Origin of the sequence: Dyella sp. 333MFSha, assembly GCF_900102405.1 — a bacterium.
Classification (GTDB): domain Bacteria; phylum Pseudomonadota; class Gammaproteobacteria; order Xanthomonadales; family Rhodanobacteraceae; genus Luteibacter; species Luteibacter mycovicinus.
In genome coordinates, this window is the sequence record NZ_FNBR01000001.1 from 1360883 (window position 1) to 1387613 (window position 26731).

The following is a 26731-nucleotide window of genomic DNA, read 5'->3' on the forward strand; positions in this document are numbered from 1 at the left end:
CTCAGAACGAGTACTTCACGGTCAACAGGGTGGTCATGCCCGCATCCACGATATCGGAGTTGGCCAGACTGTTCCTGCCGATGTGCGACCAGTAGGAGTACTGCTTGGTCAGGTTGCTGATCTGCAAATCGAACTGCAGGCCGTTATTCATGAGGTAACCCGCATGCAGGTCGACGCGGCGGATCGGACGGATCCACAGGTCGTCCCACGGATTGCCCTGATTGAGGAAGTCGTAGGTCGACAGGTAGGAGCCCGTGTAGTGGTAGCTGAGGTTCAGCGAAAAACCGGCCTTCTCGTAGAACAGCTCCGCGTTGGCCATGCGCTGGGGAGCCGACTGCAGCCGTTCGTTCTCGAAGCCGTCGCGGCCCAGGTCGACCTTCGAATTCTGCCGCGTGGCGTTGACGCTGAAGCCCAGGCCGTCGAAGGGCTCAGGCAGATTCTGAAACTTCTGCCTGTACGTGGCTTCGAGACCGTAGACATGCCCGTCCCCGCCGTTGGTCGGCGTCTTGGTGAGGACGGTACCCACACCGGACGTGTTCGGATTGGCCTGGCCGCCGCCGCTGTCGTAGATGTAGTTGCGCAGCTTCTTGTAGTAGCTGGCCAGGGACACGTAACCGCCGCTCTGCGTCGTCCACTCGGCGCCCAGATCCACGTTGGTGGCCTTGATCGGGCTCAGGTTCGGGTTGCCGCTGGTGATCGTCGTCACGCCATCGGACACACTGATCTGCGAACCGCCGCCCAGCTGCACGAAGGCCGGTCGCGTGTAGCTCTGCCAGATCGCGCCGCGATACACGATGTTGCCGTCCGGGCGGAAATTGATGAACAGGCTGCCGAGCGGCTCGTTGTAGATGGTCCGGTTATTGGAGAAGTAGCCCGGCGCCTCGTTGCCGTCGGCGTCGGTCGGCGTCGTCCAGAACGTGTTGTGGATGGAGGTGTGCTCGAAGCGCACACCGGGAATGATCTCCCACGGACCGCTCTGGAACGTGGCCATGCCGTACGCGGCACTGACCGCTTCCGTGCCGCGCATGGTGTCGCAGTTGTAGTTGTTGAAGTCCAGCTGGCCGCAGGTATCCAGATCCGACGGCTGGACGTGGGCCGCGATGAGCGCGGCGACCGCGGCACGACTGACTTCCGGCGTCCGCCAGTCGAATTTGCCGGGAAAAATCTGATTGTAATAGCCCTTGAAGATGCCGAGGTCGTCGAGTGTCGTCGTTCCGTCGTTGATGCCGCCGGTCGACCAGTCGCGGTTGGTGAACTCACGCGAGCTGTCGCTGTACTTCACGCCGAACTTGACCGACTGCAGCACGCCGCTGTCGAAGTCATAGCGCAGATCGAGTTTGGCGCCGCCGCGCTTCTGGCCGGAGCGGATGTCGGTGACCTCGCCATAATCGTTGGCGTACATGTTCTGCACGTTGTTGACGGAGTTCTGCAAACCCGGCGCAAGCACGGGGTATGGGAAGCCGTTGCCGCCGTAGCTCAGCAGCGAACTGCGGTTATACGCGAAGTTGTCCTGCGAATACTTGTCCTCGCGCCCGTCGATCTCGACGTGCTCGGGTCGGTCGTTGCGGCCGATGCTCCAGAAGACATTGGGCGAAATCGTCCATCCGCCGGCGGTCTTGTCCGCACCGAACTGGATCGTGGCCAGGTCTGCCCGCTCCGGGTTGGTCTCGAACCAGAAGCGGTTGGCGATGCGTCCGATGTTCGGCGTGTACACGCCTGGCGTGGAGGTCGGTACGTACGTCACGTCCTGCGGCAAAAGCTGGTTATACGTGGTGTTCTGCTCGGTCAGCGCATACGCGTAAGTCATTCGCGCATAGGCTTTGAGCGTCGGGTCCACGTTCCAGTCGAACGAGATATTGCCGCCGTAGCGGCGCTCGAACCCCGACGCGATGCCGACGTTGCTGCCGAGGCTGGTCAGGTTGTGAGCGGGGTCGTACCCGGGCGCGCTGTCGCCTTCCGCGGTCGCGTGAAGAAATGCCCAGGAACCGTCGTTGGACGCACTTTCCGCCGCACCGATCTCGCTGTTGGCGATGTTGCGGTAGTCGTAATAGCCGCTTACGTAAATGCCGAACTGTTTCTCGGCACCGAACTTGCCTTGCAGTTCTGCGGCCAGACCGCTGCCGAGGCCGCTGCCGCCGTAGTCGCGCGCACGGCTTTCCACGCGTCCGCTGGCGGTGACGCTGCCGCTGAAATCCTTTTTGAAGTCGAACGCGCTCGGCGTGCGAAAGTCGATCGTCCCGCCGATCGCGTCGCCGTCCATGTCGGCGGTCGAGGTCTTGTTGAGTACGATAGTCTGCAAGCCCGACGGTGGCAGCAGGCTCAGCTGGACGCTGCGGCTATATGGCATGCCCTGGGCCACGTTGCTGCCGTTCACCAGGTTGACGTTGTACTCGGACGGCAGGCCGCGCACCGAGGTGAACATGCCCTCGCCGCGCGCCGCGCCGTCGATGCCGCCGAAGTAGCCGGAGCCCGTGGTCGTTACGTTGACACCCGACATCAGGCCCAGCGCCTCCGCCACGTTGTGCACGGCGGTGTGCTGCAGGTCGGCCGCCGACAGCACGTCCACCGTGTTGATGGAATCCATGCGCATGTTTGTGGCGTCGTAGCGGTTGGCCACCACGCTGAGCGCCTTCATCTGCACGGCCTTGTCCGGCTTGGCGGCTGGGTCCTTCGTATCCGTAGCCGCCTTGACCGGCGGCGGCGTTGACGACGCTGGCGCAGCGTCCTGCGCAAACGCCACATTGGCCAGTACCGCACACACGGCCACGACCAGACACTTCTTGTTGAAAACCTTTTCGATACCCACGATCCACCCCCACCCCGAAAGTGCTCTGAAAAAGGCTGACCAGCGGGTTCGTCGCGCGGTCCGGACATGGAGGCTCGTGCACGCTCACGTCAGCGGGCATGCGTCGACATCACGACGGACGGGTGAACGTGCCGATCAGTTTGGTCGGACGATCAGAGGGAGATTCGCGGGGGCGAGTAGCCGGCGACACACTTGCCGCGGGAACGCAGGGCGCTGAGTTTGTTTCGCGCAAGGATCGGAAGGCCATCGGCCCTCACATGCACGAACGGACGACCTGCGAAGGCGCAGCTGGCGTTCTGATTGGAATCGGGGCGACGCATCGTAGCGGTCTGTCCGTCATTCATCGCGAGCTGCGTGCCGGCATACCCCAAGGATGCCGGAGGAATACGCGGTATGACGTTCGTTGAACGCACCGCGTGGAGCAACATATAGCGCACTGTAAAAAGGGCGTCAACGGCCAAAAATGCATAGACGTCCGCCTATTGCAACGCACCACGAGACTTTGCGCCCGTATGAACCAGGCCGCAGGATTCTGCTGCGACGCACGATGACACCGACGCAAGGGGCGCGCATTCTCGCGCGGCGGCGTGAACAGGGGTGCGCCGCTCACTCAACGTAATCGCAGGGATCTCGATGAATCGTCGACAGACGCAGGGCCGTGCCGTGCCCGCCACCCCACGCCGGCCATTGGCCGTCGCATGCGCCGCCGCGCTCTCGCTGCTGTGCGGCGGCATCGCCACCGCGCACGAGCAAACGCCCACGGCGCAGGATACGGCGAAGCCTGCCGTGAATCCCGCAACGAAGCCGGCAGCCACGTCAGCTACCGCCGCGCAGGCTCCGCAGAGCGACAAGGACAAACGCGCCGCCAATCCGGATGCCGCAAGCAACCTCGACGCGGTGGTCGTCACGGGTATTCAGGGCAGCATCCAGAGCGCACTCAAGGCCAAGCTCAATTCGGACAACATCATTGAAGCGATCTCCGCCGAGGACATCGGCAAGCTTCCCGACAGCAGCATCGCCGAGAGTCTGGCGCGCCTGTCCGGCCTTGCGACGCAGCGTGTCGATGGGCGCGCGAACCAGATCTCCATTCGCGGCCTGTCGCCCGACTTCGCCGGCACCACGCTGAACGGTCGCGAGCAGGCGACGATCGGCGAAAACCGAGGTGTCGATTTCGACCAGTATCCGTCCGAACTGATCAGCGGCGCCGCCGTCTACAAGACACCGGATGCGAGCCTCATCGGCCAGGGTCTCTCCGGCACCGTCGATCTGCACACGATCAAGCCGCTGGATCTGCCCAAGCGGACGTTCGCCGCCAACGTGCGCGGGGAGACAAATTCCAACGGCAGCCTCAATCACGGCTCCGGCGTGGGCGATGCGGGTCATCGCGTCAGCTTCTCGTATATCGACCAGTACTTCGACCACACGCTGGGACTGGCGGTCGGCTTCGCGCAGCTGGATTCGCCCGTGCAGGAAAAGCAGTATCAGGCGTGGTGGTGGAGTCTCAACAACGGATCGCAGGGCGCGGAGAACAACTGGGGCGCGCCGCGCACGCCCGGCCTGCCGGACAACGTGCTCTCACAGGAAGGCGCGCAGTTGCGTGCGAAGTCCGAGAACCAGCTACGCAACGGCCTGATGACCGTGCTGGAGTGGGCACCGGACGATCACTACCACTCCACGCTCGATCTTTACTACTCGACGTTCAATCAGAAGACGTATCTCAACGGCGCGCAGTGGTCGAGCAGCCCTTACGACAACGTCTCGTATTCGAATGTGGGCGTGGTCCCCGCACTGCCCTATCCGATCGTTACTACCGGTCACATCGACGGCCTCAAGTCGATCCTGCAGAACGACTACACGAAAGAACACGACAAGCTCTTCTCCGCGGGCTGGAACAACCAGTACGACTTCGGCAACGGCTGGGCCCTCACGGCCGATCTGTCTTATTCCAGCGCGAAGAAGGACCTGCACGACGCCTACCTGTTCGCCGGCCTTCCGGATCAGGCGACATCGTCGACCGATTTCGCTACGCCGATCCACGAGCACTTTCCGGATTTTCGTCCCGGGGTGAATTTCGCCGATCCCTCGGCGATGTTCTTCACCGATCCCAACAACTACGGCTATGACGGCCGCGAAGAGTTCGACAAGCAGAAGGACACGATCAAGGCGTTCCGCCTCGAAGTGAGCCATCCCGTGGGCTGGATCTTCAGCGACGTCAACATCGGCGTGAACTACTCCGATCGCAAGAAGACCAAGCAGGCCGACGTGTACTTTGCCTGGCTCAACGGTAACGGATCGACGTCGGCCGATTACCTGCCCGGTTTCGCGGCTCCCATCGATCCGTCCGCGCTCAGCGGCATCACCGATCTGAGCTATGGCGGCTTTCCCGGCGTCGTCAACTACGACGTATTGCAGGCCCTCAACAGCCAGTACTACAAGACCCAGCGCAACGGTCAATCGGACTGGAGTCGCAACTATTCGGTCGAAGAGAAAGTCCCTGTCGCCTACGTCAAGTTCAATATCGACACGCATCTGGGCGACATTCCGCTGCGCGGCAACGTCGGCGTGCAGGGCGTAAAGACCGATCAGTCGTCGGAAGCCCTCCAGACCAACGGCAACACGCTGGTCGGCCGCATCTCCGATGGCGCGAAATACAGCAAGATCCTGCCCAGCCTGAACCTTGCCGCCGAGATCGCCGACAAGCAGTTCCTGCGTTTCGGCCTGGCCAAGACCATGGCGCGCGGACGCATCGACGACGAAAAGGTCGCCACCTCGGCGGGCGTTGCGGAAGTCCTCGACGGTCCGGGCGCGGGTCAGGTGCTCTGGTCCGGCAGCGGCGGCAACCCGAAGCTCAAGCCGTATATCGCCGTGGGTGCGGATCTGTCATGGGAAAAATACTTCGGCACGGCGAGCTACGTCGCCGCCGCGGTGTTCAACAAGAATCTGCTGAATTACATCTACAACCAGACCACGCTGGATTACGACTTCTCGCGTTACGTCAACGACAACCCGACACTCACGCCGACCAGCACCATCGGCTCGTTCACACGCCCGGAAAATGGTACCGGCGGCAAGATGCAGGGCCTGGAACTGTCCGGGTCGCTGGAAGGCGGTCTCGTCACCCCGGCCCTCGACGGCTTCGGCGTGCAGGCCAATTTCTCGCTGACCAACAGCACCCTGCCGGTCAGCGCCGTGTCGAGCATCCCGGGCAGCCCGTCGACCCTGCCCGGTTTGTCCCGCAAAGTCGCCAACCTCGCTCTGTACTACGAGAAGTACGGCTGGTCGGTACGCGTGGCGGAACGTTACCGCTCGTCCTTCACCGGTGAGGCCGTCGCCCTGTTCGACCAGCTGGGATACACCCAGGTGCTGGCGGACAAGCAGACTGACCTGCAGCTCGGCTACGCCTTCGACCATGGCACATGGAACGGGCTGTCGATTCTTCTTCAGGTCAACAACCTGACCGATTCGCCGATGAAGACGCAGCAGATCGCCGCGTTGCCGAACAACGTGAAGGTCGCACGGCCGCTTGAGTTCGATACGTACGGGCGGACGGTTATGTTCGGGCTCAACTACAAGCTCTGATGGGGAGTATCCGGGCGGCGAGGCAGCCATCCGGATCTTGTCGTCAGAAGTGATACCCAAAGCTGAAGCCATACACCCATGGGTCGATATGCGCGGTACCCACCGAGGCGCCGCCGACCTTCACCTTTGAATCGATGTCCATGTAACGGGCGTCGACCGTGAGCGTCCAGCGCGGGTCGAGCGTGATATCCACGCCACCGTGCCAGGCGATGCCCCAGCTGCTGTCGAGGTCGACGTTGGCGCCCTGCAAGGCGCCACGACCCTTCGTGTCGAAGAAGCGCGTGTAGTTCACGCCGACGCCGACGAAGGGCGAGACCGGGCGTCCGGCGAGGAAGTGATAATTCACGCCGACGGTCGGCGGCAGCTGCTTCACGGTGGCGGCGCGCTGCCCGTTGAGGCGGACGCTGTGCTGGAACGGAACGGCTGCGAGCACGTCGACGCTCCATTCGGGCGTGAACAGGTATTCGAGGCTAAGGGTCGGACGCGTGCTGCTGCCGACGCTGGCCTTCATGCCCGCGAGGTGACCATTGTCGGAGCGCGGGTCGACGACATGCGCTCCGACGTGCAGGATCCAGGGATTGTCGACGGACTGGGCGATCGTACCGGTGACGGGAGCCATGCACAGCAGGCCGGCGATGGCGACGTTCTTCAGGTTACGCACGGAAAACTCCTTCATTCTGTCCCGACCGCAACCGGTCGGCAGACAAAGGTTAGGAATTCATTGCCGCGCGTTTCCTGATCGCGGTCAGTTTTTCCTGCGATCGCAACGGCGCCGCGGAAACCATCGCCGACAGCATCGCGCGGTCGAGGATGCGCAGCGTGCGACCACTGGCCTGCAGCATCCCCGTCTCCTCCATGCGCCCCAACGCACGACTCACGGTTTCCACGGCAAGACCAAGGTAATTGGCGATGTCCGCACGTGACATCGACAGCCGGAGCCAATCGCCCTGCCGCGACAACCTGCCCTGCTTTTCGACCAGGCCGTGCACGAACAAGGCGACGCGTTCAACGGCCGACTGCCGCCCCATGGCCACGAGATGATCCTGATCGGCGGCGACCTCGCCGCTGAGTACGCGCAACATGCGCCGGTGCAACGACGGCACTTCGGTCAGAGCCGCTTCCATCCGGGCGAACGGTACCTCGCACAGCGTGCTGCGCTCCAGCGCGATCGCCTCGGTGCGGTACGCCTCGTCGAGCAGCCCGTCCACGCCGAGAATATCGCCCGGCGACCCGAAGCCGATGACCTGATGCATGCCTTCGGCGTCCGCAATGGTGCTGCGCGTCGCGCCCGATCGGAGGACGTAAAGCGAGTGGAACACCTCGCCCTGACGAAACAGCGGCTCGCCCCGGACCAGCGTGCGGCGGTCCCGGGTCATACGGTCGACGCGCGCGAGCGCCTCGCCCTCGATACCGGCGGGCAGGCAGACGTCGTGCAGCCCGCAGGCCACGCAGCCGTGGCGCGTGGCGACGTCGTGCAACTCGGTCATCTCAGTTACCCCGATGCGATAGGTCGAACGGACGGTAACAGGCGCGCGCGCGTGGGGAGGCCGGATGCGCGGTGCCTGCGACGATAGGTCCTCCTACATCCGCAGCGGCACGTCGATACCCAGCAGGTCGAGGCAGCGGGTAAGCACGCGTTCGGTCAGCACGCAGAGGGCCAGCCGCGAAGCGCGCGTGGCCGGATCTGGCTCGGCCCGCACCGGGCACTCGCCATAGAACCGGCTGAAGTGCTGGGCGAGCGTATACGCGTAAGCCGCAAGTACGCCGGGTTGATACAGCCGGGCGGCTTCCGACACCGTGTCACCGAATGACAGGCAATGCAGCGCGAGGTCGCGCTCCACCGGCGCCGACGCCTGCGCGGGCCCCACGACCTCACCGGCGGCCCTGGCGAGCAACGACCGCAGGCGCACGCAGGCGTATTGCAGGTACGGACCCGTGCGCCCCTCGAACGCGACCATGCGCCCGGGGTCGAAGACATACCCCGAGAGACGATCCCCCGACAGATCGGCGAACTTCACGGCGGCGATGCCCACCTGGCGCGTGAGCGTCTCGCGTTGCGCACCGTCCAGGTCCATGCCGTAGCCGGAAGAGGAAAGGCGCTCCGCGGCGCGGGCGACGGCGTCGTCCAGCAGATCGGCCAACCGCGCCACGCCGCCCGAGCGCGTTTTGAAGGGTTTACCGTCAGGCCCGTTCACCGTGCCGAAACCGGCGTGCACCAGTTCGACATCGTGCGCGATGCCCGCCTTGCGTGCCGCGCGGAAGACCTGCTCGAAATGCAGTGCCTGCCGTTGATCGACGACGTATACGACACGCGCCAACCCGGGCACCGACGCACGAGCCTCGAGCGTTGCCAGATCGGTCGTCGCATAAAGGGCGGCGCCGTCGCTCTTTGCCAGCAGCAACGGCGGCACCGGCGAGCTGTCCGTGGGTTCGGCGACTTCAATGACTACGGCGCCCTCACTTGCTGTCGCGACACCGCACGACCGCAGCCGGGCGACCAGCGGCGCGATCGCATCCCGCACGTCGCTCTCGCCATCCAGAGCGTCGAAGCGCACGCCCAGCCGCTCGAAGTCGGCTGCCTGAGAGCTCAGGCTAAGCGCACGCAACGAACGCCATAACGCCGTGAGTCCCGGGTCGCCCGCCTGCAAGGCCGCCGTATCCGCGCGGGCTTCAGCCATCCGGCCAGGGTCCTCCCGGCACGCCGCGGCGGCTTCGGGATAGAGCCGTTCGAGTTCACGGAGCGTGACCGGCGCGGTCGCGGGAAACGGCGCCACCGCCTCGGAATCGAAGAACGCCAGGGTCGGGTCCGTGCGGCGTATCGCCGCGCTCAACATGCCCATCTGCAAGCCCCAGTCACCGAGATGCGCATCCGCATGCGTCGACCAGCCCAGTGCCGCATGAATCCGCCGCAGGCTCTCGCCAAGCACGAGGGAGCGCAAATGCCCGACGTGCAGCGGTTTCGCGACGTTGGGACCACCGAAGTCGAGCACGACGCGTCGCGCACGGCCTTCATCCGGGATACCCAGACGGTCATCCGCGGCCATGGCGTCAAGACCCTGCGCGATGAACGCGGCGGATAGCCGCAGGTTGATGAAACCCGGACCGGCAACGCTAACCTCGGCAAAAGCCGGTTCCTGGCGCAGGTACACGGCGATATCTTCCGCGATGGCGCGCCCCGTCCGGCCGACGAGCGCCGCGGCAGCAAGCGCGCCGTTGCACTGGAAATCGCCGAGGTCCGGGCGTGCGGCGGGCACCGCCCTGGCGAGAGCCACAGGCAGGTCGAGCGACAGGAAGGCAGCGGTAAGCAGGACGTCGATCCGCGACGCCGGGGACAGGCACATGGGTTTCTCCAGGGACGATGAAAGGCGGCGCATGGCGCGCCGTCGGCTCAGCTCAGTGCGAGCTGGGCGATTCGTCGTCGGAGAAGGATGCGCGGGGACATGCGCTTTGTTTACACGACACGGTGGGTCTTCGCAAGCCGCGAACGATACGCTGGGTATGCTCGTTTCAGACTGATACGGAGACTTCGCAATGAACTCAACCAAGCGGCCCGGCGCACATCGCGTCGTGATCGTCGGCGGCGGTGCCGCCGGCATCGAACTGGCCACCCGGCTGGGCAAGAGCCAGGCCTTCGATGTCGCGCTCGTCGACCGCGATTCCAGCCATTTCTGGAAGCCGCGGCTGCACGAGCTTGCCGCCGGCCTGCTGGGCGACGGCGAAGAAGCGGTGCCTTTTCTTGCGCACGCGCAGGCGCACGGTTATCGCTTCGAACCGGGGGCCCTGCTGGGCCTGAACGCCGCGGAAAAAACGATCGACCTCGAGGCGGTGCACCTGCCCAACACGGACGAGCTGATCCTGCCACCGCGGAGCCTGACGTACGACACCCTGGTGCTGGCGTTCGGCAGCCGCGTGAACGACTTCGGCACGCCTGGCGTGCTCGAGAACTGCGACATGCTCGACAGCCCGGCCCAGGCCATCGCGTTACGCCGCAAGATCCTGGCCCTCGCGCTGCGTAGCGCGGGCGACCCGGACAAGCGCATCCGCGTCGGCATCGTCGGCGCGGGCGCCACCGGTGTCGAGCTCGCGGCCGAGCTGCACCACGCCTTCAACGACATGCATCGCTATGGCGGACTGGATTCCGCCGCGAAACTCGACGTCACCCTGATGGATATGGCGCCACGCGTGCTGCCCGCCGTGGATCCGGACACGTCGGCTTCCGCGCAGCAGATCCTGGAGCGCATGAAGGTCAACCTGCGCCTTGGCGTCGGCGTCAACGCCGTCGAGTCGGACGCTTTCCACCTGTCCGATGGCAGCGTCATTCCCTGCGACATCAAGGTCTGGGCCGCGGGCGTCACCGGGCATGACATGGTCAAGGGCCTCGGCCATTTCGAGCTGTCGCGCGACCGGCGCATCGTCGTCGATGAGCACCTCGCGGCGAAGGGCGTCGAGGGTATCTACGCTCTCGGCGACTGCGCGTTCACCGCCACACCCGACGGAGGCAGCGTGCCGCCGACGGCACAGGCCGCGCATCAGCAGGCGACGTATCTGTCGGACGCGCTGATCAAGGTGTCGCGAGGCGAAACGCCCGCAGCGTTCGTCTTCCATTCGAAGGGGACGCTCGTCTCCCTCGGCGTACGCCAGGCGACCGGCGAATTGCCGTCGGGCCGCCATAAGTCGGTGATCCCGATGCGCGGCTGGCTGGCGAAGCTGGTGTACGTGTCACTGCAGCAGAGGCATCGCGCGACGCTGCACGGCTGGCCCCGTGCGACGGCACTGTGGCTGGCGGACTGGCTGCGGAACACGACGCTGCCTCCGGTGAAGTTGCACTGAGGCCAGCGGGCTTCGATGGCGGAGCCGACTTCCACCTGGGCCGGGCGGCCTGGGTGGAAGCCAGTCCTGCTGGCGGTGGCCGGATCCCTCAACTCACCCGAAGCACGTCACTTCACCGCGTGCTCCAGCGCCTCGAAGTCTTCCTGCGACAGCTCGATGCTCGCACCCTTGACGTTCTCCTCGAGGTGGCCCGGATCGCCGGTACCCGGGATCGGCAGCATCACCTTCGAACGCTTCAGCAGCCACGCAATAGCCACCTGACCGTCCGTCGCGCCGAGCTTCTTCGCGATCTTCGACAGCAGCGAGCCCTCTTTCGCCAGCTCACCCGCCGCCAGCGGGTACCACGGAATGAAACCGATGCCGTTTTTCTCGGCGTAGTCGAGCACCGCTTCGCTCTGGCGGTTACCGAGGTTGTAGAGGTTCTGCACCGTCGCGACCTTGAAGAATTTCGAGGCGGCTTCGATTTCCTCGACGTTGACCTCGGACAGGCCGACGTGGCGGATCAGCCCTTCGTTCTGCATGTCCCTGATCACGCCGAACTGCTCATCGCGCGGCACCTTCGCGTCGATGCGATGCAGCTGCCAGAGGTCGATGCGCTCGACGCCGAGACGGCGCAGGCTCATCAGAACGCACTGGCGCAGATATTCCGGACGGCCCAGCGGGGGCCAGACGTTGGGACCGTGACGCGTAAGGCCGCCCTTGGTCGCGATAACGAGGCCTTTGTACGGGTGCAGGACCTCGCGAATCAGATCCTCGCTGACGTAGGGGCCGTAGCTGTCCGCCGTGTCGATGAGGTTGACCCCGAGTTCGGGAAGCTTCGCCAGCGTGGCCCGCGCCTTGGCGGGATCCGCCGGGTCGCCCCAGATGCCCTTGCCGGTGATACGCATGGCGCCGAAACCGAGGCGATTGACCTCGAGATCACCGCCGATGCTGAACGTGCCGCTTGCTGCTGCGTTGGGGGTTGTCATCGTATGACTCCATGAGTGGAACGAGGAAAGTCACAGACACACATTGGTACGCGATGAGACGTTTAAAGGGCGTGGTGGCGGCTCAGTCACCGTCGAGGTGCCGCGCGATGGCTTCCATGAAGGGCTCGGCATCGGCAAGGCCCCCACCCGCCCCCAGCGATTCTTCCAGCCCCTCGGCGATGCCCGCGATCGCCACCATGCCGCAGACCAGCGCGGCCCCTTTCACGCGATGGACGTGATGCAGCGCTCGGGCGAAGTCGCCCCGCTCGAGCGCATCGCAGGTCAGCGCAAGATCGTGCCGGGTCTCGTCACGAAAGGCGGCCTGCATGGCGGGCGTGGGGGAAACCGCCTGCTCCGCCATGGGCGAGACGGGACCGGCCAGCGCCGATTTCAGCGCATCCAGCGAAAGCGGCTTTCCCAGCACGATGTCGATGCCGCTCTCCGCGCAGCGGCGTACATGGTCGCTGCCCTGATTGGCCGAAATGGCGATAAAACGGGTGGGAGTGACGCGAGCCTCGGCCTCTCGCGCGCGTAATTCGGAAGCGATGTCGTAACCCTGCATGTCGGGCAACTCGCAGTCCAGGAGAACGCCCACGAAGCGCCCGGGCACGAAACGGTCGATAGCCGCCTGGCCATGATCCACGGCTTCGGTGGCGTAACCGAGGAACTTGAGCTGGGCAACGATGATCTGCCGGTTGGCCGGGTGATCCTCGACCAGCAGCACGATGCCGCCCGGTTCGCCGCATATCGACGTTTCGGCGGCTGGCGACGGTGGTGACGAGGTCGTGCGGGGCACCAGACTCGTCGGCAAGGTGACGCGGACGGCCGTACCCACGCCCGCTTCGCTGTTGAATTCGAGGGTGCCACCCAGGTTGGTCGCGATATCCCTGCAGATCGCCAGGCCGAGGCCACTGCCGCCAAGACGGACGTCGAGACGCCCACGCACCTGGGCGAACGGCTTGAACAGCTGACGCTGCCGGTTCGCGGGGACACCGATACCCGTGTCGAACACCTCGATCAGCAGGCGACGCACCCCGTCTTCGTTTTCACCGGCACCCTGCCAGAGAGCGATTCCCACGTGGCCGCGCTCGGTGAACTTCACCGCGTTGGCGAACAGGTTTTCCAGAAGCTGCCTGACCCGGACTTCGTCGACCAGCAGCCACGGCAAGGGCCCCATCGGCAGATCCAGACGCACCGCGAGGCTCTTGGCCTCGATCGCCAGCCGCTGTGCCTCGATCGCGTCACGCGCGATCGCCTGCACGTCGCAGGGCACCGGGTCCGGGGTGAAACCCTCAACTTCCGAGCGCGTGTAATCGAGGGCGCTCTTCAGAAGGTTCTGCAGGTTCCGGCTGCTGACCTGTGCGATCGCCATGAGGTCACGCTGGGGCCCATCCTGAGGTTCGCGTGCCATGAGGTCGATCGACGACGTGACCGCGTTCACCGCGTTGCGCACTTCATGACTCATCACCGCGAGCAGCATGGTCTTCTGCTGCTCGCCGCGACGGGACGCCAGCTGCGCACGGCGCATCTGCCAGAGCGCGAAGACCAGCGCGGCTATCAGTGCGACACCCAGACCCAGCTCGCCGCGAAACGCCGAGAGCACCTGCGACACGGTGGGCTGACGCAGATACGCCGTCTCGAGCCACCGCTCGATCACCGCCATGTTGTCCGCCGAGGACAGCCCGCGCATGCTCTGCTCCAGAATGGCGAGCAGCTCGGGCTCGTCGCGCTGGACGGCGACGCGGACCGACACCGCCATCTCCGGCACCGTCCCCGCCACGCGAAGGCTCATGGCGTAATCGCGGCGCACGATCGGGTAATAGGCCACGTCCACACCGATCGCCGCATCGGCCACGCCGCTCTCGACGGCGGCCAGGACCTGATGGATATCGGCCAGGGGAAGCCGGGTGATGGAGGGATGCTCGCGCTCGAGCCACGCCTCGTACTGGCCTCCGCCCTTGAAGGCCACCGTGCGCCCCTGCAGATGCCAGAGGTCCATTTCGGCGGGTCCGACCGTCCGCGTTACGATCAGCGTACGACCGACATAGAAAGGCGACGACAGCAGCGCCGAGCTGCCCAGATCGGCGGTGAGCAGGCGATCGGCGGTGGACGGCAGCACATCGACCCGATGCGCCCTGAATGCGGCGACCGACTCCGCCCAGGAGCGCGTGCGTACCGGCTCGAAGCGCATGCCCGCCTTACGCGCCGCAAGCGCGAGGTACTCCGTCACCAGGGGGTTCGCTTTGCCGGCACCGATCTCGGCGCCCTGCTGAGGATCCAGGGCGATGCGCAGCACGGGGTGCGCTTTCACCCAGCGCGCGCGCGCCTCCTCGTCCGGCACGTCCTGGGCGACCGCCACCGCTGCGACCATGCAGCCAACCAGCATCCATGCGAAACGGCGCATCACGGCGGCTGGTTCGCCAGCGCGCGGATGTGTTCCTTCAGGCTGTGAAACTCACTGTCCGAGCGGACGCCGAGTTTCTGGTACGCCGCCGACTTCTGTGCGCTGATCGTCTTCATGCTACGGCCGAACTTCACCGCGATCTGCGTCACGCCCAGTCCGTCGAGCAGGCAGCGGACCACCTCCCACTCGCGCAGCGACAGCTGCTTCCCCGTCTTGCTGCCCGCGGCGCCCTCGCCCGGTATGCCGACACGCTGCGGCGGCCGGTAGACGCCACCCGTCATCACCACGTCGATCGCGTGGATGATCTCCGAGGGATCCTGGCTTTTCGCCACGAAGCCATCCGCGCCGGCCTGAAGCAGGTTGCGCACGATCAGGCCTTCGTCATGCGCCGAGACGATGAGAATTTTCATGCGCGGGTACGCCTTGCGCAGCAGCCGGATCAGCGCGACACCATCGAGATCGTCGAAAGCCAGCGAATAGTCGAGCAGCACGACGTCCGCAGGCGTCTCGGCCAGCAAGGCACGGAAAGGCCGGCTGCTCGAAAAGCTGCCGAGAATCACGATGGAGGGGGACGTCTCCAGTTGCGCGACCAGCCCTTTGAGGACGAGCGCATGGTCGTCCAGTAAGGCCACGCGCACCGAGCCCAGATAGCTTCGCGCGGACATGAGTGGACCAGATGGGGAGAGGCTTGTAGTCATACGCCCACCGATACGTAGTGGGACCGACGGCAAGATATCGCGGCGACCGAGCCTTGTAAACGCTTGCTTCACACGTCAATCGACGTCGCGCTAGCCCTACGTTCAGGCATGGTGCCATCGGCCATTCGTCCACCCACGTAAGCCATACAGGCAAGGCGAAGGCGCGTTGCTAACCTTATCTGGCCTCGTTCCGCGGGGTTTCCGGGCCATCAGGGGAAAGACGCGTATGGACATCGTTAGCCGCAGACAGGCCGGTAGCGCCGTACACGAGGCGTCGGCCGAAGCTCGCCCCTATTCCGACGCGGAGACCGCGCCACCACGCGCGCTGGCTACCGCCCGCATCGGCGTGGTCGGCCTCGGCTACGTCGGTCTCCCGCTGGCAGTCGAATTCGGCAAGCAATACGCAACCCTCGGTTTCGACATCCATTCCCGCCGCATCGATGAACTGCGCGCCGGTTGCGACGTCACGCTGGAAGTCGACGCGGGCGAACTGGCGGCCTCGAAGCGCCTGCGCTTCTCGGACGCGCTGGATGAACTGGCCGATTGCGACATCTACATCGTGACCGTCCCGACGCCGATCGACGACGCGCGTCGCCCCGACCTCGCACCACTGCGCCGTGCCAGCGAAACATTGGGCAAAGTTCTCAAGCGCGGCGACATCGTTGTCTACGAGTCCACGGTGTATCCCGGCTGCACGGAAGAGATCTGCGTTCCCATTCTCGCCGCCGTGTCGGGCCTCGTCTTCAACAAGGACTTCTTCGTCGGATACAGCCCGGAACGTATCAACCCGGGTGACAAGACACACCGAGTGACCAGTATTCTCAAAGTCACGTCGGGTTCGACGCCGGAAACCGCGGATACCGTCGACGCGCTGTACCGCTCGGTCATCACCGCCGGCACGCACCGCGCGAGTTCGCTCAAGGTCGCCGAAGCCGCCAAGGTCATCGAAAACACCCAGCGCGATCTGAATATCGCCCTGGTCAACGACCTGGCCATCCTGTTCAACAAACTGGGTATCGACACGCTCGAAGTCCTCGAAGCGGCCGGTACCAAGTGGAATTTTCTGCCGTTTCGCCCCGGCCTGGTCGGTGGGCACTGCATCAGCGTCGATCCGTATTACCTGACCCACAAGGCGCAACAGGTAGGCCACCACCCCGATGTGATCCTGGCAGGTCGCCGCACCAACGACGGCATGGGTCCGTATATCGCCAGCGAGCTGGTCCGTCTGATGGTCCGCAAGGGCATCAACCCCGTGCAGGCGCGCGTGCTGATCCTGGGCCTCGCCTTCAAGGAAAACTGCCCCGACCTGCGCAACACACGCGTGGTCGACATCGTAGGCGCACTGGATAGCTACGGCGTGCACGTCGACGTACACGATCCCTGGGTGCGGGCCAGCGAGGCGCGGCACGAATACGGAATCACCCCGGTCGACGTACCTGAGGCGGGCAGCTACGACGCCGTCCTGGTCGCGGTCGGCCACAAGGAATTCATCGCATGGGGCGCGGAAGGCATCCGCGCGTTCGGCAAGCCGGCCTCCGTCGTCTACGACGTCAAGTACGTACTGCCGCGGGACGCGGTGGACGGGCGCCTGTGACCACGAGACGGCATCCATGAGAGTCCTCGTCACCGGCACCGCGGGCTTCATCGGCTCCCACCTCGCCTTACGGCTCCTCGCGCGGGGCGACGAGGTGATCGGGCTGGACAACCTGTCGGACTACTACGACGTGGGGCTGAAGCAGGCACGTCTGCGACGCTTCGCGGACGACCCGGGCTACACCCATATCCACGCCGATCTCGCCGACCGCGACGCGGTGGAAGAAATCTTCGCCACCTACCGCCCGCAACGCGTCGTCAACCTTGCGGCACAGGCAGGCGTACGTTACGCCGCCACCAATCCGCACGTGTACATGTCCAGCAATGTCACCGGCTTTCTGCATGTACTGGAGGGCTGCCGCCATCACGACGTGGAACATCTCGTGTTCGCGTCGACCAGTTCGGTCTATGGCGCCGACACGCGGATGCCGTTTTCCGAGCATCAGCCGACCGAGCACCCGCTGACCCTGTATGCCGCGTCGAAGAAAGCCAATGAGCAGATGGCGCACAGCTACGCGCATCTCTATGGCCTGCCCTGCACGGGCCTGCGCTTTTTCACGGTGTACGGCCCCTGGGGCCGACCCGACATGGCGCTGTTCCTGTTCACCAAGGCCATCCTGGCGGGCGAGCCGATCCGGGTGTTCAATCACGGGCACCACAAGCGCAGCTTCACCTACGTGGACGACATCGTCGAGGGGATCCTGCGCACGCTCGATCAGCTGCCCGGCAGGAACGAACAGTGGTCGGGCGATCGCCCCGACCCGGGCAGCAGCGGCGTCGCGCCCTACCGCATCTACAACATCGGCAACGAGAAGCCGGTGGAGCTGCTGCAGTACATCCACACGTTGGAAGAGTGTCTCGACCGAAAGGCACGCATGGAGATGTTGCCCTTGCAGGCCGGCGACGTACCCGACACCGAAGCCAATGTCTCGGCGCTGGTGCAGGCCACGGGGTACGCGCCGCGGGTGGATGTCCGCTCCGGCGTCAGACATTTCGTCGACTGGTACCGCGCGTATTACCGGGCCTAGCGCGGCTACGAAGACTTTCCAACGCGACGCGACATTCCTGGGAGATGCGCCGTGCTCATCGATTACCTCGACCCGTCGGCACCTGCCGATCTTCAGGCGGACCTGTGCGTCATTGGCGCGGGACCGGCCGGTATCGCCATCGCGCAGTCCTTCATCGGGTCGTCGATCACCGTCTGCCTCGTCGAGGGCGGCGGCCTGATGGGTGAGGATCGCAGCCAGGACCTCTACAACGGCCGCTCGGCCGGCGACATGCCTTTCGATGCCGGCACCTCGCGCATGCGCGTGTTCGGCGGCAGCTGCACCCTGTGGGGTGGCGGCTGCATACCGCTCGGCGACGACGACATGGCCCCGCGCGACTGGGTGCCCGGGAGTGGGTGGCCGCTGCGCTACGCCGAGCTGACACCCTGGTACGAGAAGGCGCGAGCCTTCTGTCACATCGACGCGTCGTACCGTTTCGGCCAGGGATCGTTCGAGGGGCCGGTGGCACGCAAGCCGCTCGACCTCGATCCCGACGTGATGACCAACTACATCTTCGCGCGGAGTCCGATCCTGTTCGGGGAAGCCTACCGCGAGCCGCTCGGCCAGGCGGCCAACATCACCGTTCTGCTGCATGCCAACGTGATGGAGCTGCGTTCCAACGACACGGCGAGCCACGTGACCGAGGCGCGCATCGGCTCGCTCGACGGCCGCCGTGGCCGTATCCGTGCGCGGCGTTACGTCCTTGCCGCTGGCGGCATCGAGAATGCGCGCATCCTGCTGCTGTCGGACAGCGTGGCGACCGGCGGCCTGGGCAACGACCGCGATCTGGTCGGACGGTATTTCATGGATCATCCCAGCGGCACGCTCGGCAGCATCCGCTCCGACACGCCCGACCGGCTCACGCGGCCCTACGAGCGCACCATCGGCAAGGCACGGGCACCGGTGTCTCCCGAGATCGGCTTGTCGATGGCGGCCCAGAAACGTCACGAAACCCTGAACGGCCGCGTGCACCCCTTCGCGGTGGAAGGCGAGGTACCGCGCGGTATTCGCGCCCTGCGCGATCTTCGCGCCGCCTTACGTGGTCCCGTACGCGACGAAGGCTCGCTGCTCCAGGCCCGTCTCAACGCCGCGCTGCAGAACGGGCCCGGTGGCGCGGTCGCCGTCTCACCGCAGAACCTCGCGCTAAGCACGATGCGCCTCGGCCTGCATATCGGCGACATCGTCCGGGCGGTCGCCCAGAAGGCGAACGACCGCCCCACAGTCCACAGCGACCGCGTCGCCCTGGTCGGCTTCTTCGAGCAGGCGCCCAACCGCGACAGCCGGATCACCCTGGATACGAGCCGCGACGCGCTCGGATTGCGACGGGTGAGCGTGGACTGGCGACTCACCGACCTGGACCGACACACGTATCGCACGCTCACCGTGCTGACCGGCGACCGGCTGGCCCATGCCTGCGACGGCCGGTTCGAACCGGCCGCGTGGGCGATCGATCCCGCTCTGCCACCGGATGTACATGGCACGGCGCACCACATGGGTACCACACGCATGGCGAACGATCCGGCTCAGGGTGTCGTCGACCCGAACGGCAAGGTGTTCGGCGTCGGCAATCTCCATGTCGCGGGGAGCTCGGTCTTCCCCACCGGCGGCTGGGCGTTTCCGACCTTCACGCTGATCGCGCTGAGTCTGCGTCTTGCCGGTCAGTTGCGGACCTTGCTGCAAGCCTGCGAAACGGGCGGACTCGGATAGCCGGATGACCGCACTGGCCCACGCGCCCCCAAGGGACACCCTCTCCGGTCGGGTCGTAGCGCGCCTTGCCGACATTGGCTTCGATGCGCCGCGTGCCGACCAGGCCTGTGTCCTCGTGTTCGACGCCCTCGCTCTCCGCGACGAGGTGTGCGATGCCAACGCCCTGCTCGACCGGAGCGAACGGGCGCGGGCACTTCGCTTCCACTACCCCCGCGATCGCGACGTCTACGTTCTTGCGCATGCCGTGTGGCGTATCGTGCTCGGCGAGTGCCTGCGCCTGGCGCCATCGGACGTGCCGCTGGCACGCACCGCCGATGGGCAGCCCCGCCTGCCCGGCACCGCGTTGTCGACCAGCCTCAGCCATAGCGGCGATGTGGTGGCGCTGGCGGTCTCGCCGGCGGCGACGATCGGCGTCGACATCGAGACGTACCCTCCGCGCGTGGATCTGGACACGCTGATGCCGGTGTTCTGTACCCGAGCGGAAATCGCACAGCTGTCGGTTCTCGACGATGTCGCGAGGCGCTGGGCACAGATGGAACTATGGACGCGGAAAGAAGCGCTGCTGAAAGCCTTCGGTGTCGGACTGTTGACCGATCCCGCCACGACACCGGCGCCCGCGACGCATCTTCTGCTCCCGCCCCCGGAGGCGGCGCACTACCCGCCCTGCATCACGCGCAACCTCGAGGGCTGCGATCGCTGGATCGCGGCCCTTGCCGCTCCGCCGGCAATCCGGGACATTCGTCTGCACACGCTGTAACGATGACGTTACACACGGCCATACGGCCTAGCCGCGTCACGACCGGAAGTGCAATCGACACTCCCGGCGCACATGCCTAGCCTTCCGTCATCGGCACGTCGACACGCGGCGTGCAAGGGGAACACGATGATTCGTTTGCTTCGACAGCCGATCGTACGCTGGCTCACCCTGATGGGTGGATGCGAGCTGCTCCTGCTTGCCGCGTCGCTCAACGTCGCCACGTACATCCGCTTCGCACCGTCACCGGACGACCTCGAAGCATCGATGCAGATGCTTACCGCACGCGCGGTGATGTTCGCGCTGGTCATCTTCCTCGGCATGGCGGCACTCGGCGAATACCGGTCCACGTTGCGCATGAGCTGGCGAGGTCAGCTGGCGCGACATGCCATCGCCTTCGCACTGGGCGGCCTGGTGCTTGTGGTCGGTTATTACGTGGTACCGCAGGCGTACGTGGGACGCGGCGTGCTCGGCATGGCGCTGGCGATGGGCTTTATCGCCACGGCCGCGTTTCGTGCGCTTTTCATGCGTCTGGTCGAGCTGGAAGCCCTGAAACGGCGTGTGATCGTGCTGGGCGCCGGACAACGCGCGGCGCAGATCCATAATCGCATGCGCCGCCGCTCGGATCGTCGAGGCTTCTGCCTGCTCGGATATGTGCAAGGGCCCAACGAAAACGTCCTGGTGCCCGCCGAACTGCTGCTCGACACACGTGAGTCACTGGCAGGCTATGCGCGCCGTGTGAAGCTTGACGAAATCGTCGTCGGCGTGGACGACCGGCGTGGCAGCCTGCCCATGGACGACCTGCTGGCCTGCCGCCAGCTCGGCGTGCAGATCACCGATCTCACCACGTTTGTCGAGCGCGAAGCCGGTCGTGTGCAGCTGACCATGCTCGATCCGTCCTGGCTGGTGTTTTCAGGCGGCTTCAACGCGTCGCCTTTCGCGCTCTTCGTGAAACGCGCGTTCGACATCGGTGCATCGCTGACGATCGCCCTGCTCTGCTGGCCGATCATGCTGGCGGTGGTCGCAGCCATCCGCATTGAGTCCGGTCGCGGGCAGCCGATCCTCTATCGCCAGGAGCGGGTCGGCGAGCGCGGTCGTGCTTTCTGGCTGTACAAGTTCCGCAGCATGCGCACCGATGCGGAGATGGACGGCGTGGCACGCTGGGCGAAGAGCAACGACGATCGCGTGACGCGCGTGGGCCGCATCTGCCGCAAGCTTCGTTTCGACGAGCTGCCGCAGCTGTGGAACGTGATCCGTGGCGACATGAGCATCGTGGGCCCGCGACCCGAGCGCCCGCAGTTCGTCTCGGACCTGGAAACCAAGATTCGCTATTACAGCTTGCGGCACAGTATCAAACCGGGCCTGGCGGGCTGGGCGCAGCTCAGCTATCCCTACGGAGCTTCCGAAGAAGATGCTGCCGAGAAGCTGAAATACGACCTGTTCTACGTGAAGAACCACAACCTCTTCCTCGACATGGTGATCCTGATCGAGACGGTGGAGGTGGTGCTGTTCGGCCGTGGTGCGCGTTAGTGACGCGGGCGCGGGCTCTCGCTGTGCAGACCGCGAAGTGGCGAGCTGTACCAGTCACTGACCGCGTGGTTGTCGAAGCGGACCCAGGAGGGTTCGTATTCCCAGCGACCGTCCGCGCGTTGCGTGGGTTCGCCCTCGAGTGCGATGACTTCGTCTTCGCTCATGCCCAGCGACAACGGTCCGCTGACCGCAAAGGCGGAGTTCGCCGCCGGTACGCCGGTCGTTCGAACGGTGGCCGCTTCCGTGTTGTCTTCTGCGTCGGGTTCGCTGGCAGCGGGCATCAGCGACCAGGCGAGCACCGCGACGCCGATCGCGCCGATCGCGAGCCACCACCAGGCGCCCAGCGGTCGCCGTGGCAACGACTCCGTATCGGCGATCACCGTGGTGGCCGGCGTACCGTCCTCGATCGCGGCAGCGGGTTCCGGTGTCGCGACGGCTACGCCTGGCAGCGGTGCGCCCCCCGGCAGACGGCCATGCCGCCGATGGAATTCCATGGCCGCGCCATACTGCCTGGTAAGCCGTTGCAGGCGACGTGCCGCCAGCGCGTCGGCATGCCCGTCGGCACGGCGGTCCGGATGCCACTGTGCGACATGGCGCCGGTAGGCTTGCTTGAACTCGGGCAGCGAGCACCCAGGCTCCAGCCGGAGCCGTGTGTAGAGATCCAGAAAATCGGTTTCGTCCGCCACCGTCGAGCTCCCTTCGCTCCGCAGCCAAGAGCGTGGCGCAGCAACCATGGCGTGACAAGTACAACTTATGGAGAATACGCATGCGCCTGCCCCATCGCGTCGCCTTCCCCGCGACGCTGCTGCTCGTCCTGAGCAGCGGCGCCGTCACCGCCGCCGACATGCCGCCCACGTTAGGCGCGCACGTTTTCCTCGGCCAGGGCGAAGGTCTCGGGGTTACCCCCGCGACCACGGCGCCGGTCGACACGCAGGTCAGTGGAAGCGTGTTCATCGCGTTCAACGCGGGGTATGCCAGCAACGATGCCACGCCGCGCGATACCTACGGAAACCGTTGGAAGCCCCTGGGCCGGGCGCAGACCTACGCGAACTACGGTGACCGGTTCACGGTACAGGGCTATGTCGTCACCGACGGCAAAGGCGGCGCGTCGCATTCGGTATCGATCGACAAACGCGGCGAACCCCGCGGCGAACTCTCCCTGCCCTTCGTCGAAGTACGTCACGGCACACGCGTGGCTGCCGTCGCACGTTCCTACGCCGATGGCGCCTTGCAGGTAGCCAGCGACACCGTAACGGTGAACGGACCCGCCACATTGCTGGCGTTCTGGTGGGGCGACGGTGGCGTCAAGCGCATGACCGTGAGTCCGGGCGACGGCTTCCAGCTGATCGATGCCTTCGTCACGTTGCCCGACGAGAGCGGCGTGCAGGGAGCGGTGGCATGGCGACAGGTGGAGACCGCGGGCACCTACCGTGTGCACTGGACCGTGGCACCGGTTCAGGGCGCGGCGTTGTGGCTGATCGCCATCCAGTGACGGCGTTTTACCGTCCGGATCCGGACAGTGAAAAACGGCAAGTCGGATGCAACCTCGCGACCCCGCTGAAGTGCCCCGGCGCGGTGTCCGCGAAGACGGCAAGACTTGCGCCGAGGTGTCCGGAACCGGACGTTCGCCCCTACAACCAAAGACCTATTTTTATAGCCAGAACAAAGAGATAGCCTGACCCCTCGATACCACTGAACCGCTGCGAGTGACATGTGACATAGGACGTGCACGAAGCACGTCCGCGCAAGCCGGAAGGATGGCGACGATGTGCAGGGATGCGCAGGGCGCGGGGCATCACGAAGAGGCGACGGACGCCGGGTGGCTCGTCAGCGGTTTAGCGGTATCGAACTGGGGAACCGCAATACTTCCACGGCATGTCGTCAACGCGACATGCCGTGGTCTTTTGTGGCCGCGCGTCAGAACGACACGCGGACACCGACGTTGCCGGCCCAGCCGCGCATGCCGTAGCTGCCGACGAAGTGCTGGTAGGTGCCTTCGCCATACAGTTGCACATGTTCACCGAGCTGGCTGACCGCACCCGCGGCAACACGATACGCATTGCCCACACGACCCGAGCCGAAGCGGTCGCCCGTGTTGAATGCTTCGCTGGAGACGTCCACGCCCGGATCGCCATGGCTCGTATGTGTCAGGTCCAGGCTGGCATAGGGCATGAATCGCGGCTGCGCCGTCCGGGTAATACGACCGCCAAGCGTGGCGCTGGTCTGCTTCGCCGTGCCCAGTTGGACCTCAAGTCCATCGGTGTCGCTGAAGTCCCGGAAGTTCAGCTGTTGGTGCTTCAGCTGGAACCGCGGCTCCACCGTCCAGTCGCCACCGATCGCGATCGGCAGACCCGCCTCGATCGACGTGGTCCAGCCGTGCGCGCGGAGATTGCCGACATCGGAGCCGCGCAGATCCGTACCTACATCGCCGCGGTACCGCGTGGCGCCGATGACGCCGTCTACCCAGAAGCCGTTGCCGTGCTGCCAGGTGATCCAGCCGGATACGCCATTGGCATGGTATTTCGCGCTGCTGTTGCCATCGACCGCGTTGGGGGTAACGCGCGTGGTTCCCTTGTCGGCGGCCCAGCCCGCACGCAGCGAACCATTGTCGCCATCCAGCGCGATCAGGCTGCCGCCGAGCTGCAGCGCATTGATCTGCTGATCGAAGTCGTAGCCGTAACGCTGAAACGACAGGTTGGAGCTGTAGCGCAGCTGGCCACCGAGGTAGCGCGCGAATACCTCGCCCCCGACCGGGTTGTCCGATGCGCCCTGGCGAATGTCGCCGAGCCGCTGGTGCAGACCGTCGTTCATCATGTCGCCATAGGTGAGCAGCGCGGCCGGGGCGGAGAGATAGGAAGGCAGCTGCGGAGCCACGGCGAATCGCTCACGCGGGGTTTCGGGGATACCGGGGTCGCCGCCGTCGCCCGGAATACCGGGATTCTCGGGATTGCCCGGGTCGCCGCCATCGCCAGGACCCGGACCACCCGGATCCACGGGTGTACAGCCTCCTTCGCACACCACCTGGTTGGCGAGACGGTAGTCCCAGTTCAAGGGTGCACCACCAAGCTGGTTCTGCGCCGCATCGGCCTGCCCGGGGCCGAACGCGTGCAGGGTGTACTGGAATGCACCGACGGCGACGTAGCCCCCGCGAAGCCTGAACGCATCGGCCCGCGAAGCGCCGCCCACCTGCACCAGTGAAATGCCCTCGTCAGCTTCGATCACCCCGTTGCCGTTGGTGTCGGTAGCGGCGCCGACGCCGCCCGGCGTCACAACGATATCGGTCACGCCCGTCGTGGTCACGTTACCCAGGATCAACAGCCGGTCCGTCTGCTGATGGGACGAAGCGCCGCCCTCATTCAGGAGGACGTTGAGCCCGATGGTGCCGCCGCTCCCCGAGAAGTCGCCGCGCACGGTCGTGCTTCGATAGGCCGCGCCGCTGACCGGCGTAAAGGATGCGCTGCCACCGTTCAGGGCCAGCGAAGCGATCGTCGAATTTCCCGTCGAGGCCCACTCGGTGCCCGATGCCAGCGTCATCGTCGCGTCGCCCGTCACGCTACCGGTAAGCGTCGCCGCATTGGTCAGCGAAACGTCCGCGGAGGCACTCCCCGCCAGCTGGAAGTCACCGGCGATTCGACTATTGTCCAGATGGATGGTCGCGTGCGTCCCGTCGTTCATGCCCAGCGCGACGCCGTTGGCACCTTCGAGCGATGCGCCGTTACGCAGAATGATCGTCGGATCGACTGGCGTGTCATCCTGACTGAACACCTGGATGGCGCTGCCGCCCAGGCCACGTACCGTGGAGCCGTCCACGATGAGCGTGCTGCCGACGGAGGGCGCGTAGACAGCGCGCGTTGTCGTGACATGCAAGCCCTGACCTTGCCCCTGCACCAGACTGCCGTCGGTCAGTGTCAGGCTGCCGTTGTACATCGCGATACCGGCGGAACCGGCACCCTGCCCGATGAACCGGGTGGCCGAAGCGTCAATGACACCGTTACCCGCGATACTGGCGGCGTAGTCGTTTCCGTTGATGACGCTGCGTGCGACGGACACGTGCGCCGCCATGCCCTTGCCTTCGGGCAGGTTGCTTTCCGCCAGCAGGAGGCCTCGCTGGAAGCGACCCGTCGTCCCCGGGGAAATCGTGGAATCGGTGATCGTCAGATTCGATCCATTGTATCCATCCACGCCCACGCCCGACGCGGACGCGATCGTCGAGCGGTCGATAACGAGCGTACTGTATGTCGTATGCACGGCACCGGCGGTCGATCCATTCAACACACGCAACGTACCGAAAGCCCGCACATTGAAGACCTCCGGCGAGGCGTTCTCGTTGTCGAGCACGACGGTCTGACCCGCGCCGACATCGCGCGCGATCGCATAGGAGGACGTCGAAAGTGCCGCGACGATCGCGGCCGAAAGCGTCGCGCGGCGCGCAACTCGGGACAAAGTGCAATGCATGGCGTTTTCCTGCTTCGGAACCAAGACAAGGAATCGACGGCTATAGAGCCAGACGACGGACGCGGCGGACACAGGTCGACGCCACGAGAGAGGGCATTACAGCCACTCGCGGCCGACCTCGCTATTGGGCGTGGTCCTAAAAGTGGATGCGGTGTGGTACGGCCCTCCCAGCCTTTCCGATCTCGTTGCGATGACCGGGCGCGGTTCCGGCGCGTGATCCGGCAAGAGTCGCATCCTTATCGACGCAGGCGTACACGCGATGTGAAACGCACAGGGCTTTGTCACCTGGCTTCGCACATTGCCGATTCCGGACATGCTGCGCCTACAACGTCCGGACTATCGAAGCCGCATGACGCGGCGG

Annotated in this window: 17 protein-coding genes; 8 read left to right on the plus strand and 9 right to left on the minus strand. The window is 65.3% G+C overall.

The window, feature by feature from the left end:
- Position 1: 1 nt before the first annotated feature.
- Positions 2-2806, minus strand: a complete 2805-nt coding sequence (locus tag BLT40_RS05880) for a TonB-dependent receptor (protein ID WP_255363952.1) — start codon at positions 2804-2806, stop codon at positions 2-4.
- 633 nt (positions 2807-3439) lie between these two features.
- Here BLT40_RS05880 and BLT40_RS05890 point away from each other — a divergent pair.
- Positions 3440-6385, plus strand: coding sequence for a TonB-dependent receptor (locus tag BLT40_RS05890; protein ID WP_090352189.1), 2946 nt, complete (start codon positions 3440-3442; stop codon positions 6383-6385).
- 43 nt (positions 6386-6428) lie between these two features.
- Here the strand turns inward: BLT40_RS05890 and BLT40_RS05895 are convergent, their stop codons facing one another.
- The 3 genes from BLT40_RS05895 to argS all read right to left on the minus strand — a co-directional run bounded on the left by BLT40_RS05895 (position 6429) and on the right by argS (position 9726).
- The gene (locus tag BLT40_RS05895) at positions 6429-7046 is read right to left on the minus strand and encodes an OmpW/AlkL family protein (protein ID WP_255363953.1); all 618 of its coding nucleotides are present in this window, start codon (positions 7044-7046) and stop codon (positions 6429-6431) included.
- A 49-nt stretch (positions 7047-7095) separates the two neighbouring features.
- Complete coding sequence (locus BLT40_RS05900) at positions 7096-7872, minus strand: cyclic nucleotide-binding domain-containing protein (protein ID WP_255363954.1); 777 nt, start codon at positions 7870-7872, stop codon at positions 7096-7098.
- Positions 7873-7965: 93 nt separating this feature from the next.
- Complete coding sequence (gene argS / locus BLT40_RS05905; RefSeq protein ID WP_176809114.1) at positions 7966-9726, minus strand: arginine--tRNA ligase; 1761 nt, start codon at positions 9724-9726, stop codon at positions 7966-7968.
- 190 nt (positions 9727-9916) lie between these two features.
- On the opposite strand from argS, the gene BLT40_RS05910 reads away from it, so the two are divergent.
- Positions 9917-11215 carry an NAD(P)/FAD-dependent oxidoreductase gene (locus BLT40_RS05910; protein ID WP_079521927.1) on the plus strand — a complete coding sequence of 433 codons (1299 nt, stop codon included), beginning with the start codon at positions 9917-9919 and terminating at the stop codon, positions 11213-11215.
- Between the two features lie 107 nt (positions 11216-11322).
- On the opposite strand, the gene BLT40_RS05915 is transcribed toward BLT40_RS05910, so the two are convergent.
- From BLT40_RS05915 to BLT40_RS05925, 3 genes are all read right to left on the minus strand, one after another.
- A complete protein-coding gene (locus tag BLT40_RS05915) occupies positions 11323-12183 on the minus strand; it encodes an aldo/keto reductase (RefSeq protein ID WP_043693829.1) in 861 nt (286 codons plus the stop codon).
- Positions 12184-12265: 82 nt separating this feature from the next.
- On the minus strand, positions 12266-14587 hold the full coding sequence (locus BLT40_RS05920) for an ATP-binding protein (RefSeq protein WP_090352194.1): 2322 nt from the start codon (positions 14585-14587) through the stop codon (positions 12266-12268).
- On the minus strand, positions 14587-15252 hold the full coding sequence (locus BLT40_RS05925; protein WP_036113486.1) for a response regulator transcription factor: 666 nt from the start codon (positions 15250-15252) through the stop codon (positions 14587-14589). The genes BLT40_RS05920 and BLT40_RS05925 overlap by 1 nt, the downstream gene beginning before the upstream one ends.
- Positions 15253-15610: 358 nt before the next feature.
- Here BLT40_RS05925 and tviB point away from each other — a divergent pair, with 358 nt between their 5' ends.
- From tviB to BLT40_RS05950, 5 genes are all read left to right on the plus strand, one after another.
- On the plus strand, positions 15611-16879 hold the full coding sequence (tviB, locus tag BLT40_RS05930) for a Vi polysaccharide biosynthesis UDP-N-acetylglucosamine C-6 dehydrogenase TviB (protein WP_254857292.1): 1269 nt from the start codon (positions 15611-15613) through the stop codon (positions 16877-16879).
- Positions 16880-16895: 16 nt separating this feature from the next.
- Complete coding sequence (locus BLT40_RS05935) at positions 16896-17906, plus strand: NAD-dependent epimerase (RefSeq protein ID WP_090352199.1); 1011 nt, start codon at positions 16896-16898, stop codon at positions 17904-17906.
- Positions 17907-17957: 51 nt separating this feature from the next.
- Positions 17958-19631 carry a GMC oxidoreductase gene (locus BLT40_RS05940; RefSeq protein WP_090352202.1) on the plus strand — a complete coding sequence of 558 codons (1674 nt, stop codon included), beginning with the start codon at positions 17958-17960 and terminating at the stop codon, positions 19629-19631.
- Between the two features lie 4 nt (positions 19632-19635).
- Positions 19636-20388: a 4'-phosphopantetheinyl transferase family protein gene (locus BLT40_RS05945; protein ID WP_090352203.1), complete on the plus strand. Its 753-nt coding sequence runs from the start codon at positions 19636-19638 to the stop codon at positions 20386-20388.
- Positions 20389-20514: 126 nt separating this feature from the next.
- Complete coding sequence (locus BLT40_RS05950) at positions 20515-21915, plus strand: TIGR03013 family XrtA/PEP-CTERM system glycosyltransferase (RefSeq protein ID WP_079521934.1); 1401 nt, start codon at positions 20515-20517, stop codon at positions 21913-21915.
- On the opposite strand, the gene BLT40_RS05955 is transcribed toward BLT40_RS05950, so the two are convergent.
- A complete protein-coding gene (locus BLT40_RS05955) occupies positions 21912-22601 on the minus strand; it encodes a J domain-containing protein (RefSeq protein ID WP_090352206.1) in 690 nt (229 codons plus the stop codon). The genes BLT40_RS05950 and BLT40_RS05955 overlap by 4 nt on opposite strands.
- Before the next feature lie 80 nt (positions 22602-22681).
- On the opposite strand from BLT40_RS05955, the gene BLT40_RS05960 reads away from it, so the two are divergent.
- Positions 22682-23407 (plus strand): hypothetical protein, encoded by a 726-nt coding sequence (locus BLT40_RS05960; protein ID WP_090352209.1) that lies wholly within the window; start codon positions 22682-22684, stop codon positions 23405-23407.
- Positions 23408-23832: 425 nt separating this feature from the next.
- On the opposite strand, the gene BLT40_RS05965 is transcribed toward BLT40_RS05960, so the two are convergent.
- Positions 23833-26370, minus strand: coding sequence for an autotransporter family protein (locus tag BLT40_RS05965; RefSeq protein ID WP_090352211.1), 2538 nt, complete (start codon positions 26368-26370; stop codon positions 23833-23835).
- Positions 26371-26731 lie beyond the last annotated feature (361 nt).